This window comes from Halomonas sp. OfavH-34-E (assembly GCF_024124525.1).
Classification (GTDB): domain Bacteria; phylum Pseudomonadota; class Gammaproteobacteria; order Pseudomonadales; family Halomonadaceae; genus Halomonas; species Halomonas litopenaei.
In genome coordinates this window covers 138,548-151,238 of sequence record NZ_JAMXRY010000001.1, presented here as the reverse complement: position 1 = coordinate 151,238, position 12,691 = coordinate 138,548, and the positions used below count along the sequence as shown (strand labels likewise).

13 protein-coding genes are annotated in these 12,691 nt (G+C 66.1%); 11 read left to right on the top strand and 2 right to left on the bottom strand.

The window, feature by feature from the left end; all coding sequences use genetic code 11:
* Positions 1 to 11: 11 nt before the first annotated feature.
* On the bottom strand, positions 12 to 1,289 hold the full coding sequence (locus NH448_RS00715; protein ID WP_253028336.1) for a hypothetical protein: 1,278 nt from the start codon (positions 1,287 to 1,289) through the stop codon (positions 12 to 14).
* A gap of 282 nt (positions 1,290 to 1,571) precedes the next feature.
* On the opposite strand from NH448_RS00715, the gene dnaX reads away from it, so the two are divergent.
* The 6 genes from dnaX to NH448_RS00685 all read left to right on the top strand — a co-directional run bounded on the left by dnaX (position 1,572) and on the right by NH448_RS00685 (position 7,025).
* Positions 1,572 to 3,908 (top strand): DNA polymerase III subunit gamma/tau, encoded by a 2,337-nt coding sequence (dnaX, locus tag NH448_RS00710; RefSeq protein WP_253028335.1) that lies wholly within the window; start codon positions 1,572 to 1,574, stop codon positions 3,906 to 3,908.
* Between the two features lie 39 nt (positions 3,909 to 3,947).
* Complete coding sequence (locus tag NH448_RS00705; RefSeq protein ID WP_045993209.1) at positions 3,948 to 4,274, top strand: YbaB/EbfC family nucleoid-associated protein; 327 nt, start codon at positions 3,948 to 3,950, stop codon at positions 4,272 to 4,274.
* Positions 4,275 to 4,366: 92 nt separating this feature from the next.
* Positions 4,367 to 4,972 carry a recombination mediator RecR gene (gene recR / locus NH448_RS00700; RefSeq protein WP_045993210.1) on the top strand — a complete coding sequence of 202 codons (606 nt, stop codon included), beginning with the start codon at positions 4,367 to 4,369 and terminating at the stop codon, positions 4,970 to 4,972.
* Between the two features lie 36 nt (positions 4,973 to 5,008).
* Entirely contained in the window at positions 5,009 to 6,142 is a 1,134-nt protein-coding gene (rnd, locus tag NH448_RS00695) for a ribonuclease D (RefSeq protein WP_045993211.1), read from the top strand.
* A gap of 126 nt (positions 6,143 to 6,268) precedes the next feature.
* Positions 6,269 to 6,562 (top strand): YcgL domain-containing protein, encoded by a 294-nt coding sequence (locus NH448_RS00690; RefSeq protein WP_045993267.1) that lies wholly within the window; start codon positions 6,269 to 6,271, stop codon positions 6,560 to 6,562.
* Positions 6,563 to 6,566: 4 nt separating this feature from the next.
* Positions 6,567 to 7,025: a YcgN family cysteine cluster protein gene (locus NH448_RS00685; RefSeq protein ID WP_045993212.1), complete on the top strand. Its 459-nt coding sequence runs from the start codon at positions 6,567 to 6,569 to the stop codon at positions 7,023 to 7,025.
* 95 nt (positions 7,026 to 7,120) lie between these two features.
* Here NH448_RS00685 and NH448_RS00680 read toward each other — a convergent pair whose 3' ends face one another.
* Complete coding sequence (locus NH448_RS00680) at positions 7,121 to 8,029, bottom strand: LysR substrate-binding domain-containing protein (protein WP_045993213.1); 909 nt, start codon at positions 8,027 to 8,029, stop codon at positions 7,121 to 7,123.
* A gap of 132 nt (positions 8,030 to 8,161) precedes the next feature.
* On the opposite strand from NH448_RS00680, the gene NH448_RS00675 reads away from it, so the two are divergent.
* From NH448_RS00675 to NH448_RS00655, 5 genes are all read left to right on the top strand, one after another.
* The gene (locus tag NH448_RS00675) at positions 8,162 to 8,917 is read left to right on the top strand and encodes a 5-oxoprolinase subunit PxpA (RefSeq protein ID WP_045993214.1); all 756 of its coding nucleotides are present in this window, start codon (positions 8,162 to 8,164) and stop codon (positions 8,915 to 8,917) included.
* A gap of 81 nt (positions 8,918 to 8,998) precedes the next feature.
* The gene (locus NH448_RS00670) at positions 8,999 to 9,256 is read left to right on the top strand and encodes an acetyl-CoA carboxylase (protein ID WP_045993215.1); all 258 of its coding nucleotides are present in this window, start codon (positions 8,999 to 9,001) and stop codon (positions 9,254 to 9,256) included.
* A complete protein-coding gene (locus NH448_RS00665) occupies positions 9,253 to 10,641 on the top strand; it encodes an acetyl-CoA carboxylase biotin carboxylase subunit (RefSeq protein ID WP_108132620.1) in 1,389 nt (462 codons plus the stop codon). The genes NH448_RS00670 and NH448_RS00665 overlap by 4 nt, the downstream gene beginning before the upstream one ends.
* Positions 10,638 to 11,552: a carboxyltransferase domain-containing protein gene (locus tag NH448_RS00660; RefSeq protein WP_108132621.1), complete on the top strand. Its 915-nt coding sequence runs from the start codon at positions 10,638 to 10,640 to the stop codon at positions 11,550 to 11,552. Before NH448_RS00665 ends, NH448_RS00660 begins: the two co-directional genes overlap by 4 nt.
* Positions 11,542 to 12,558, top strand: a complete 1,017-nt coding sequence (locus NH448_RS00655; RefSeq protein WP_108132622.1) for a biotin-dependent carboxyltransferase family protein — start codon at positions 11,542 to 11,544, stop codon at positions 12,556 to 12,558. Before NH448_RS00660 ends, NH448_RS00655 begins: the two co-directional genes overlap by 11 nt.
* Positions 12,559 to 12,691 lie beyond the last annotated feature (133 nt).

Here is a 12,691-nt window from a genome sequence, read left to right as displayed (position 1 = left end):
GGGGGCGGCGTTCAGTCTCGCGACTCGACGTCTGCCTGGGGCGGCGGATGGATCACCCGCTCCGGTGCGGGTGGTGGTAGGCGAAGCGATGCCCCGGGCCGCGAATACAGCCCCTTGAACAGCTTCAGCCCAAGCCACAGAAACAGCAGCGGAATCACTAGGGTGCGCATCACAAACAGCGCCATCAACTGGAGGATGGCGTTGGTGCCGGATTCGATCCGGCTCTGAATGGCGCTGATGCTGAGGCCGTCGGTGAGGGCTCCGATGCGCTCGGCCAGGCCGTCGAACAGACCTTCGTCCGGGTCCTCGCCCGCCAGGCGGCGGCGCAGGGTATCGCGTTCGCGGTCCACGGCGGCGAGCTCGGCGAGCTGGCCCTCGCGCTCGTCGGTGAGCCCGGCCAGGCGCTGTCGCCGTTGGCCAAGCTGCTGTTCGAGGCGCTCGATCTCGGGGTTGTCGTGGAAGGGGTTGAGGCGCTCGGTCAGACTCAGCCGGGCGGTCAACAGCGACAGCCGACCGCGACTCTGTTCCACCGCGTCCTCGGCCTTGCCGATCTGTCGATTGGTCTCGATCAGCGATTCGCGCAGTTGCTGGCGTCGCTGGTCGGTATCGGCCATCTCGGCCTCAAGCCGCTCGCGCTGCTGTGGCGTCAAGGCATCGCCGGCCTCGGCCAGGCCGGTGGCCTGGACCTCTTCGGACAGGCCCTGGACCTCGGCCATGCTGGCGCTGGTGCGCTCATCGAGAAACGCCTGATCCACCAGGGTGCTGGCCACCAGTGTCAGCAGCAGCAGAAACCGGCCGAGTCCGATCAGTGCGAAGGCCTTCCACGCCAGTGGCGTCAGCCGCCAGTCTCGCCACAGGCACAGGATCAGCAAGGCACCGGCCAGGCTCAGGGCGATCTTGAACATCAGCGAGCCGGTGATTTCCAGCAGCAGGGTCTGGCCGATCAGTGAGCCGATGGCCAGCTTCATCACGCTGGCGTAGTCCTCCACCAGGTCGTTGAAGGGGTCCAGCGCCTCGAAGGGATGGGTCGACACGCCAACGCCCATCTCGGTGGACTGCAGCACCGAGATGCCCGCATTGAGCCCCCGGGCGGCAGCGAAGGCGAGCAGCGCCTGGGTAGTGGCGCCCTCTACCTGGCGCTGGGTCGCACGGTCGAGCACATCGAGCCAGGACAGTGCCATCACCGCGACGATGGCCAGCGTCAGCAGCACCTTCAGTCGCCGTGAGGGCGATAGCCGTCGATTCGCGGTGGGGGGCGTCTCGGAGGAGGTGGGCGCGGAGTCAGACATGAAGGGTCCTGTGGCAATGGAAGGCGGGACGCTACCGTCGGTTGGCTGCGGGTACCTCTCACCAGTGGCGGATGCGAGCAACGCCAGACGGGCGCACAGGTGTAAGGTGCCGCTTCAACGGCGTGAACCCCCCTTGGCCTTTGCGCCCAAGGCCCCACCCGGTAGAATGCCACGACCATCGGGCGGGAAACACCGTCGCGTGACCGCCACGCCGCCTCGCTCCCGCCGCGTTGTCTCAGCGGGTCGCCTGGCCCAAAGCCCAGCCGCAGGAAAGAACGTTCAATGAGCTATCAGGTACTGGCCCGCAAATGGCGGCCTCGCACCTTCCATGAACTGGTGGGGCAGGAGCATGTCCAGCGGGCGTTGGTCAATGCCCTGGACCAGGGCCGCCTGCACCATGCCTACCTGTTCACCGGGACCCGAGGTGTCGGCAAGACGACCCTGGCGCGTATCCTGGCCAAGTGCCTCAATTGCACCGACAAGGGGGAAGGTGACGACGGCGTGACCTCGACCCCCTGTGGCCGTTGCGATAGCTGTCAGTCCATCGACCAGGGCCGCTTCGTCGACCTGATCGAGGTCGACGCCGCCTCCCGGACCAAGGTCGAGGACACCCGCGAGCTGCTCGACAATGTTCAGTACGCGCCGACCCAGGGTCGCTACAAGGTGTACCTCATCGATGAGGTGCACATGCTCTCCACCAGCAGTTTCAATGCGCTGCTGAAGACCCTGGAAGAGCCGCCGCCCCATGTGAAGTTCCTGCTGGCGACCACCGATCCGCAGAAGCTGCCGCCCACGGTGCTGTCGCGCTGCCTGCAGTTTACCCTCAAGCATATGCCGCCGGAGCGTATCGTCGGCCACCTGTCCAAGGTGCTGGAAGCCGAGCAGGTACCCTTCGAGGAGTCTGCACTGTGGCTGCTGGGCAAGGCCGCCGCCGGCTCCATGCGCGATGCCATGAGTCTGACCGACCAGTCGATCGCCTTCGGCCAGGGTGAGGTCCGCCACGCCGACGTCGCCGCCATGCTCGGTACCCTCGACCATCGCCACGTGCTGGCGCTGATCGAGGCGCTGGCCGAGGTGGACGCCGCGCGGCTGCTCCAGGAGGTGGCGAGCCTGGCCGAGCAGGGTCCGGACTTCGGTGCGGTGCTCGACGATCTGACGGCGGTGCTGCACCGCCTGGCGATCGGTCAGATGGTGCCGTCGGCGCTGGACAACGGTCACGGCGACCGTCAGGCGCTGCTTGAACTGGCCGGGCGCTTCGCCGCCGAGGACGTGCAGCTCTACTATCAGATCGGGGTACAGGGACGTGCCGACATGGCCCACGCCCCTGACCTGCGTACCGCCCTGGAAATGACCCTGCTGCGGATGCTGGCGTTTCGTCCCCAGGGCGTGCCCAGGCCCGCCCGGACGCCGCTGCCGATGCGCGGCGAGGCAGCGCCGCAGGCGGGTTCACCGTCTGCCGCGCTGCCTGACTCTCGGAGCGAACCGCAGCCCGAAGTTCAGACACAAGCTCAGACCCCAGCCCAGAAACAAGCTCAGAACCAAGCTCAGCCTCAACCTCACGTTCAGCCCGCACCGCAGCCTGAACCACAGCCCGAGCCTGGTGCGCCATCCTCGTCCGAGACCCAGGCGCAGACGGCGGCGCCGGTCGAGGCCAGTGTCGATGCCGCGCCGGCGCCCGTCGATGGGCCAGCGCCCATGCCGGGTGAAGCGCCAGACAGTCGCGATGATAGTGGCGGCGAAGCCGACTATCGTGCGAACAACCACGCCAGTGACGTGCCGCCGCCCTGGGAGGGCGGTGCTCCCGAGGACCCTACGCCGGGCGCTGAGGCGCCCACCGCCGTTGCCAGCGAGCCGGCACCGACCGTCTCGAACGAGCCGGTCGGCCCGGCCGAGACGCCGTCCGCCGAGGCCCAGGCCGGGCAAGCGATGGCGTCTACTCAGGACCAACCGCTCCCGACCGAACCGCTCCCGACTGAACCGCACCTGGCCGAAACGCCTGCGGTCGCCGGGGGCGAAGCGAGTAGCGAAGAGCCCAGCCCCGAGCCAAGCTTTGGGCCAAGCGCAGAGCCAAGCCTTGAGCCCGACGCCGAGGTCGAGGAGATGGCTGCAGAGGCGATGGCGGCCGAGGCGATGGTCGACGAGGCCTCGCAGCACCAGCAGCACGCCGCAGAGCCCGCCGCTGGCGAGACTACCGCGATGCCGACAGGGGCGCTGACTCACAGCGCCTGGCTGGCCCACTTCGATGATCTTGGCGTGTCGGGCCTGACCCGTAACCTTGCCGCCCACTGCGTGGTGGCCGCCGACGACGGTGAACGGCTACATCTGCATCTGGACCCGTCGCAATCGGCGATGAACGCCGAGGTTCACCAGAACCGGATTCGCGATGCCCTCGAGGCCCTGGGGTATCCCCGTCGACTCGAGATCGAGGTGCGTCAGCTCGACACCAGCGTCGAGACTCCGCGGCAGATGGCCGAACGCCTGGCAGCGGAACGCCACGCCGAAGCGGTTGAGGCCTTGAAGCGTGATCCCCATATTCAACAATTGCAGCAGACATTCGGCGCCAGGCTGGTGGAGTCCACCGTGACCCCCGCCGGCGAGACCCGCAAGGCCAGACGCTGAGCGTCTGCGCCTGACAGTTTAAAACGAGAGGATCGGACCATGATGAAAGGTGGAATGGGTAACCTGATGAAACAGGCCCAGGAAATGCAGGACAAGATGCAGCGGGTCCAGGAAGAAATCGCCAAGGCCGAGGTGCTGGGTGAAGCCGGCGCCGGCATGGTCAAGGTGACCATGAACGGCCGCCATGACGTCAGCAAGGTCGAGATCGACCCGTCGGTGATGGAAGAGGACAAGGAACTGCTCGAGGACTTGCTGGCCGCTGCGGTCAACGACGCCGTGCGCAAGGTCGAGACCAGCTCCAAGGCCAAGATGGAAGAGGTGACCTCGGGCCTCAACCTGCCGCCCGGCTTCAAGATGCCGTTCTAAGCCGACCCTGACGCGACCCGGGCCAGCGACTGGCCTGGGCGAGAGTGTATCCGCCGGACGCAGTGTTTGCCCGGCGCTGGACGAGTTTGCCCATGAGTTTTTCTCCCCTGGTCGAGCAATTGATGGACGCACTCCGCGTGCTGCCGGGCGTCGGGCCCAAGACCGCCCAGCGCATGGCCATGCACCTGCTGGAGCGCCAGCGTGAAGGCGGCCAGCGTCTGGCCGAGGTGATGCGTGAGGCGGTCGAAAGGGTAGGCTACTGCCAGCGCTGCCGGACCCTGACCGAAGAGCCGCTGTGCGGGCTTTGTCAGAGCGCGCGTCGGGACGACAGCCTGCTGTGTGTGGTCGAGTCGCCGGCGGATATGCTGGCCATCGAGGAGGCCGGCGGCTTTCAGGGACGTTACTTCGTGTTGCACGGCCACCTGTCGCCGCTGGACGGTATCGGGCCCGAGGACATCGGTCTCGATCAGCTCGAGACCCTGATGGAAGAAGGTCTGATCGAGGAGGTGGTGCTGGCGACCAATCCCACCGTGGAAGGCGAAGCCACCGCCCACTATATCGCCACCCAGATCCAGCGCCACGGTGCACGTCTGTCGCGTCTGGCCTATGGTGTTCCCATGGGGGGGGAGCTCGAGTACGTCGACGGCGGGACCTTGAGCCGCGCCTTTTCCGGTCGCCTGCCCTTCGACAGTGAATAAGTCGGGCGAACGTTGTTGCCTCAAATGGATGCTTGAATGCCTGTAATCCCTGATATTCGATGGATCGATAGCGCCGACGCTCTCGACGACGCCTGCCAGGCGCTGTCCCAGGCACCGGTACTGGCGCTGGACACGGAGTTCTTTCGCGAGAAGACCTTTCACCCGGTTCCCGCACTGATCCAGATCTACGGTGGCGACGCCACCTATCTGATCGACCCGCTGGAGGTCGCCTGCACCGAGCGTTGCCGGCAACTGCTGACCAATGACGCCTTGAAGCTCCTGCACGCCAGCAGCGAGGACCTCGAGGTATTCGGCCACTGGGCCGGGGTCGCGCCGACGCCGCTGGTCGACACCCAGGTGGCCCAGGGGCTCTTGGGCGAAGACGCCGCCATGGGCTACCAGCGGCTGGTGGAGTTCTGGGTGGGCGAGACGCTGCCCAAGGAAGAGACCCGTTCGAACTGGCTGGAGCGCCCCCTGAGCGATTCCCAGCTGAGCTACGCGGCGCTGGACGTGGTCTACCTGCTGATGGTGTGGCAGCACCAGCGTGAGTCGCTGGAGCGCCACGGTCGACTCGAGTGGGTGCTGGAGGACTGTACCGACCTGGTGGCCCAGTCGCAGCGCTCCAGCGAAAGCGACGGCCAGTGGTACCTGCGCCAGCGTCAGCTATGGCGGCTGGCCCCGCGTCAGGTCGAGGCCTACCGCCTGATGACCACCTGGCGCGAGGGCGAGGCCCGGGCCAGGGACCTGCCGCGCAACTGGGTGATTCAGGATCGTGTGCTCTACGCCATCGCCGAGAAGATGCCGGCCAACCGTCATGACCTGGCGGCGGTGGAGGGCGTCAAGCCGACCCTGATCAAGCGAGAGGGCGACACCCTCTTGGCGATGGTCAAGCAGGCCGCCCACCGAGAGGTCTCGGAGCTCGCACCTGCGCCACTGGCACCAACCTTGCCGCCGTTCAAGGCGCGCATGAAGGCGCTCAAGAAGGTGGTCAATCTCGACGCCGAGTCGCTGGGCGTCGCCCCCGAGGTGCTGCTGCGCCGGCGTGAGCTGGAAGCCCTGGTCACCGCCAGCCTGCGCAACCAGCCGCTGCCGCTGCCCAGTGGCTGGCGTGGCGAACGACTTAATGAGCGCCTTGAAGGAGCCCTGGGGGAGTTGGCCCAAGCCGGCTAGAAAGAAGGACTCGACCAGGCTGACGAAACACTAACAGCAACGACGAGGCGTCCGATGAATCGAAAGGACGCCCACCAGACCGACAGGGCAGCCCAGGTGGCGCCCGATGAGACCGACATGACGACGATGCAGGGCAAGATGCTGTGCGAGATATTCAAGAGCTCGCGCAAGGACGAGATGTATCTCTACGTGGACAAGCGCGAGGGGCTCAAGCGGGTCCCCGAAGCGCTGATGGAGCGCTTCGGCACGCCGGTATCGGTGATGACCATGATCCTCACCGCCGACAAGGCGCTGGCGCGCGCCAGCGGCGCCGAGGTGATGGCGGCGATCGAGGAAAAGGGGTTCTATTTTCAGATGCCGCCGGCCAAGGACGAGTATCTGCTGGACCTGTATCGCACCCCCACCGAAGCCCGCTACTGACGTCATGGCCGAGCTGAGAGAACGTTTCTGGGAGCGCTACGCGCTCGATGAGCTGACCCAGCAGGAATGGGAGGCGCTGTGCGATGGCTGCGGCCAGTGCTGCCTGCGCAAGCTCGAGGACGAGGACACCGGCGATCTGGCGGTGCTGGGCCTGTCCTGCCGGCTGCTCGATACCCACAGCTGCCGCTGCAGCGACTATGACAATCGCCTCGCCAAGGTGCCGGACTGCACCCAACTGACGCCCGAGCTCGCCCACCAGTTCAAGTGGTTGCCGCACTCCTGCGCCTACCGACGGCTGGCCGAGGGACGAAAGCTCGCCGGCTGGCACCATCTGATCTGCGGTGATCCCGAGCGGGTCCACCGCAAGGGTATCAGCGTGCGCAGCTTCGCCATCCCCGAGACCGAGGTGGACGAGGCCGACCTCGAGGACCACATCATCGCAGTGATCCCGGTCGAGGGCTGAACGCCTCTTGTGGCAACGCCACCTGCAATCTCTGATAGCGACCTCCTTCGGGAGGTCGCTTGCGTTGTGGCATGCCCCTGGTACCTGGCGTGCCGTCAGCCCGCCGCCATGGCCTCGATCAGGGCGTCGCGAAACGCTTGGGCCGGCGGCGACAGTGCTCTCTTGCGGTCCCAGGCGAAGCCCACGTCCATGGTCGGGATGGGGTCGGCCAGGTCGATGTGCTCGATGCGTCGGCCCTCCAGCGACCAGGGCCGATAGACCATATCCGACAGGATGCTGACGCCCGAGCCGCTGGCGACAAGGGAGCGCACCGCTTCCACCGAGGATGTGCTGAACAGCGTCTGTGGACCGAGTCCCGATGGTGCCCAGTAGCGCAGTGCGGTCTGCTCGGCCTCGTCGACGTTGAGCATGATATAGGGCTCGCGGGCGACGTCGGCCAGGCCAACGTCGCGCCTGCCGTGAAGAGGGTGGTGGCTGGCGACCCACAGGCGGCGGGGCGATCGGATCAGCAGGTGCTGGGCCAGCGGGGCACCCGGTTCAAGGTTGGAGATCAACATGATGGCCAGATCGAAGCGCCCGCCGAGCAGGCCGGCCTGGATCGTCGGCCTCGAGGCCTCGTGCAGGCGTACCGTCACACCGGGATAGCGACGTTGAAACTGTGCCAGCAGCGGCGGAAGAAAGTAACCCGCCACGGTATAGCTCATGGCCAGATCGAGGCGTCCCTCCAGCGTCGGCGAGTGCACCCGGGTCGAGTCGAAGGCCTCGTCCACCGCCTGGAAGACGTGTCTGACCCGGTCGAGAAAACGCGTGCCTTCGCGGGTCAGCACCATGCCCTGGGCCTGTCGGTCGAACAGCTTGACGCCCAGCTCGTCCTCGATTTCCCGCACCCCGGTGGTGATCGACGACTGGGACACGTTCAGGTCCACCGCGGCCTGGGTCACCTTGCCGCTTTCCGCCACCGCCACGAAGTAGCGCAGCTTGCGAAGGGAAGGACTGCGCGCCATGTGAGATCTCCCTCAAGTTCTGTTGTTCGAACCTGTTATTCGGATTTTTTGATAATGCCAAACAAGAATTGGTATTTCCAATCAGTGGCGTCTCTCATATACAACGATGGAACACCCGCGAGGAGACCCACAATGACAACACTGGACCTCAATGCCGACATGGGGGAGGGATTCGGCGCCTGGCGCATCGGCGGAGACATCGACGATCGCATCATGGCCGGCATCAGTTCCGCCAATATCGCCACCGGCTTCCACGCCGGCGATCCCACCATCATGACCCATAGCCTGCAGCAGGCGGCGAAGCACGGTGTCGCGGTGGGGGCCCATCCCGGTTTCCGCGACCTGGTCGGCTTTGGTCGCCGGCATATTCACGCCGCCGCCGATGAACTGGTCAATGACGTCATCTATCAGCTCGGCGCCCTGCGCGAACTGGCCGCCCGGGAGGGCCTAGGCCTTCATCACCTGAAGCTTCACGGGGCCCTGTTCATGCACGCGGCCAGGGACGAGGGCTTCGCCACGGCGCTATGTCGCGCACTGATGACCATCGACGCCAATCTGCCGATCTACTGCCTGGCCGGGTCGGTGATCGATCGGGTCGCCGAGGCCGAGGGCATCCAGCGCGTCCACGAGTTCTACGCCGATCGTGACTACGACGATCAGGGTTCCATCGTCTTTGTCCGGCAGGTGCAGCGCCTCGACCCCGAAACGGTAGCCGAGAAGGTGCTGCTGGCGGCCCGCGAGGGCGTGGTCGAGACCGCCAGCGGCAAGCGTGTACCGGTCAGCTTTCAGTCGGTGTGTCTGCACAGCGATTCCCCCGGGGCGCTGGAGATGCTCGACGCCATCCGCCGCCGGCTGGCCGATGCCAGCATCGAGCTCAAGGCTCCCTGAGCCTGCGGCCGCCTGGCCACAGCCATCTTCACCTTGATCGTGTTCAGCGCAAACCAATTCCAATGACAAGCGAGAGACCTCATGTCCCAGCAAACACAGCAAGCCCCCTTTCCCGGCGTCTTCTATCGCCGTCCCTCGCCCGAGGCCGAGGCCTTCGTGTCCCCGGGTGATAGCGTCCAGGCCGGCGACACCATCGGCCTGCTCGAAGTGATGAAGCAGTTCTGCGAACTCAAGGCCGAGGTGACAGGCCAGATCGCGTCCATCGAGGTGGATGACGGCGATGTGCTGGAAGCCGGTCAGGACATCCTGGTCATCGACGTTTCGGAGGGCGAGGCATGAATGCGACCCGTCTGTTGATCGTCAATCGCGGTGAGATCGCCGTGCGGGTGGTGCGCGCCGCCCGCGAACTCGGCCTGACCAGCATCGTCACCCACAGTGAGGCCGACGCCGACAGCCTGGCGGTCAAACTGGCCGATGAGGCGGTATGTATCGGCCCGGCCCAGGCCGCCAAGAGCTATCTGAACATCGAGGCGATCCTGGCGGCAGCCCGGGAAGTCGGTGCCGAGGCGGTCCATCCCGGCTACGGCTTCCTGTCGGAGAGCGCCGACTTCGCGCGCCGTGTGGTCGAGGCCGGCATGATCTTCGTCGGCCCCGACGCCGAATTGATCGAGCGCATGGGCAACAAGGCCGAGGCCAGGCGCACCGCTCTGGTCGCAGGTGTTCCGGTGGTGCCGGGGTCGCCGTCGGCGGTGGCCGACGTGGAGGAGGCGGTGAAGGTCGCACTCGAGGTCGGCTATCCACTGCTGATCAAGGCCGCCGCCGGCGGTGGCGGGCGCGGCATTCGCACCGCTGCCGACGAGGCGGAACTCCGCGCCCAGCTACCGCTGGCCCAGAGCGAGGCGCGAGCCGCCTTCGGCGATGACAGCGTCTATCTCGAGCGTTTTATCGAGCGTGCACGACATATCGAGGTGCAGATCCTGGCCGACGGTGAGCGTGCCGTGCATCTGTACGAGCGGGAGTGCTCGCTGCAGCGACGGCGTCAGAAGGTGTTCGAGGAAAGCCCATCGCCGGCGCTGGACGAGGCCGCCCGCGAGCGCCTCTGCGCCTCAGCGGTGGCGCTCGCCGAGCACGTCGGCTACAAGGCCGCCGGGACGCTTGAGTACCTGTACGACGATGACAGCGGTGAGTTCTTCTTTATCGAGATGAATACCCGCATCCAGGTGGAGCATCCGGTCACCGAGATGATCACCGGTGTCGATCTGGTGCGGGCGATGCTCAGGGTATGCCTGGGTGAGCCGCTGGGGGTGGTCCAGGACGATATCGCGATACGTGGCTGGGCCGTGGAGATGCGTATCAACGCGGAAGACCCGGACAATGGCTTCTTCCCGTCGCTGGGGCAGGTCGAGCGACTGACCTGGCCCACCGGCCCGGGAGTACGCGTCGACAGCGCCCTGTACGAGGGCTACAGGATGCCGCCGTTCTATGACTCGCTGGTGGCCAAGCTGGTCGTCTGGGACGAGGATCGCGCCTCGGCGCTGGTCCGTGCCGGTCGTGCCCTCGACGAATTCACGCTGGAGGGCTTCACCACCACGGCGGGGTTGCATCGTCGGCTGGTGGAAGACCAGGCAGTACGTCGCGGCGACTTCCATACCGGCACCCTGGAGCTCTGGCTGGACACAGCCTCGGCGGCGTCAGCGCCATCAGTACAGGAGCAAGCGTCATGAAGCCATCCACCCAGCGTGACCCCAGGCAGGCCAAGCCAGCGCGCTACAGCGCCGCCGGAGACGAGTTCCTGTTCGTCGAACTGTCCGAGGCGATGAACCTGGAAGCCTTCTTTCGCGGGGTGTCGATCACCAGTCGGCTTGCCGAGCGCGAGATCCCCGGGGTGGCCGAGATCTGTCCCGCCAACGCCTCCTATCAGGTGCGCTACGATCCCGACCGGCTGCCGCTGTCACGCTTGATCGAGACTCTGGAGCAGATCGATGCCGAGGTGCTCGGCCAGCAGGTTCAGCGCCTGGAGACCCGGGTGGTGGAGGTGCCGGTGCTCTACAACGACCCCTGGACCCACGAGACGCTGATGCGCTTTCGCGATCGCCACCAGGACCCGTCAGGCACCGATCTGGAGTACGCCGCCAGGATCAACGGCTTTGCCAGCGTCGATGGCTTTATCGAGGCCCACAGCGCCAGTCCCTGGTTCGTGTCCATGGTGGGCTTCGTCGCCGGCCTGCCGTTCATGTACCAGATGGTGCCCCGTGAGCGGCAGATCGAGGTGCCCAAGTACGTACGGCCTCGTACCGATACGCCCAAGCAGACCGTCGGCTATGGCGGCTGCTTCAGCTGCATCTACTCGGTGCGCGGCGCCGGGGGCTATCAGATGTTCGGGGTGACCCCCATGCCGATCTACGATCCCAGCGGCAGCCAGCCCCACATCGATGACTCGATGATCTATTTCCGTCCCGGTGACATCGTCAAGCATCGACCCGTCGATCGCAGCGAGTACGACGCGATGGTGGCCGCTGCCGAGGCCGGGCGCTTCCGCCCGAAAACCGCGCCATTCGTGTTCGACCTGGATGAATATCGCGAGGCCCCGGAAGCCGTGGCCCGTCGCGTCGAGGAGGTGCTCAATGAGCATTGAAGTGATCAAGCCGGGGCTTGCGACCTCGGTCCAGGATGCTGGACGCGCCGGTCATTACCACCTGGGCATTCCGCCCTCTGGCGCCATGGACCAGTTCGCCATGCGCTCGGCCAACCTGCTGCTGGACAACGCCGAGGACGCCGCGGTGCTCGAGTGCGCCCTGATGGGGCCGGAGCTGCGCTTTACCCAGGCCTGCCGTATCGCCACCGGCGGCGCGGAAATGGTGCCGAAGATCGATGGCCAGCCCCATCCCAACTTCGAGGTGCTCGAGGTGCCCGCCGGCAGCGTGCTGAGTTTCGACTTTGTGCGCGCCGGGGCGCGGCTCTACCTGGCGGTGGAGGGCGGCATCGATGTGCCCGAGCGTCTGGGTAGCCGCAGCACCTACGCGCTCGGCGCCCTCGGTGGCTACGAGGGGCGTCCGCTCAAGGCTGGCGATGTGCTGCCCCTCGGTCAATCGAACGCCGCAAGCCGCGCGGCAGTCGGTCGGCGTCTTCCCGAGGCCTTTGTGCCGCGCTTTGCCAAGCACTATGAGCTGCGCGTTGTGCCCGGACTTTACGACCACCTGCTCGAGGAAGAGGCGAGGGAACGCTTCTATCAGGAGGACTGGAGCGTGGCCTCGGAGGCCGATCGCATCGGCTATCGCTTCAAGGGCGGTACACCGCTTCGGTTCATCGAGCGAGAGCCGCCCTTCGGAGCCGGTGACGACCCGTCCAACATCGTCGATGCCTGCTATCCCATCGGCTCGATCCAGGTGCCCGCCGGCAGCGAGCCGATCATTCTCCACCGAGACGCCGTGTCCGGCGGTGGCTACGCCATGGTTGGCACGGTGATCAGCGCCGACATGGATCTGGTGGGCCAGATTCAGCCCCATCAGAAGGTGCGCTTCGTACAGGTGTCCCTCGAACAGGCGCTGGAGGCGCGCAGGGCCTACGCAGGGCGCCTGGAGGCACTGCGTCAAGCACTGGGCGATGCCCGGGACCAGGCCCTCGGCCAGGCGCTCGACTAGCCGGCTGAAAAGGATCGAAGGCAAGAGCCTGAGTGCTTCGATCCCGTCTCACTTATTCCCGCAATTGCCACTTTGCCCGGCGGAGCCAGATGTCTCCGCCCGGGCTCCCCTTGCCCGGAATGTCACTCGAGCC

Bases quoted from the DNA above. Each gene is read 5' to 3' on its own strand.
- recR (WP_045993210.1), top strand. From the start codon at position 4,367: ATGAGTTTTTCTCCCCTGGTCGAGCAATTGATGGACGCACTCCGCGTG.
- dnaX (WP_253028335.1), top strand. From the start codon at position 1,572: ATGAGCTATCAGGTACTGGCCCGCAAATGGCGGCCTCGCACCTTCCAT.
- NH448_RS00675 (WP_045993214.1), top strand. From the start codon at position 8,162: ATGACAACACTGGACCTCAATGCCGACATGGGGGAGGGATTCGGCGCC.
- NH448_RS00705 (WP_045993209.1), top strand. From the start codon at position 3,948: ATGATGAAAGGTGGAATGGGTAACCTGATGAAACAGGCCCAGGAAATG.
- NH448_RS00685 (WP_045993212.1), top strand. From the start codon at position 6,567: ATGGCCGAGCTGAGAGAACGTTTCTGGGAGCGCTACGCGCTCGATGAG.
- NH448_RS00665 (WP_108132620.1), top strand. From the start codon at position 9,253: ATGAATGCGACCCGTCTGTTGATCGTCAATCGCGGTGAGATCGCCGTG.
- NH448_RS00715 (WP_253028336.1), bottom strand. From the start codon at position 1,289: ATGTCTGACTCCGCGCCCACCTCCTCCGAGACGCCCCCCACCGCGAAT.
- rnd (WP_045993211.1), top strand. From the start codon at position 5,009: ATGCCTGTAATCCCTGATATTCGATGGATCGATAGCGCCGACGCTCTC.
- NH448_RS00670 (WP_045993215.1), top strand. From the start codon at position 8,999: ATGTCCCAGCAAACACAGCAAGCCCCCTTTCCCGGCGTCTTCTATCGC.
- NH448_RS00655 (WP_108132622.1), top strand. From the start codon at position 11,542: ATGAGCATTGAAGTGATCAAGCCGGGGCTTGCGACCTCGGTCCAGGAT.
- NH448_RS00680 (WP_045993213.1), bottom strand. From the start codon at position 8,029: ATGGCGCGCAGTCCTTCCCTTCGCAAGCTGCGCTACTTCGTGGCGGTG.
- NH448_RS00660 (WP_108132621.1), top strand. From the start codon at position 10,638: ATGAAGCCATCCACCCAGCGTGACCCCAGGCAGGCCAAGCCAGCGCGC.
- NH448_RS00690 (WP_045993267.1), top strand. From the start codon at position 6,269: ATGCAGGGCAAGATGCTGTGCGAGATATTCAAGAGCTCGCGCAAGGAC.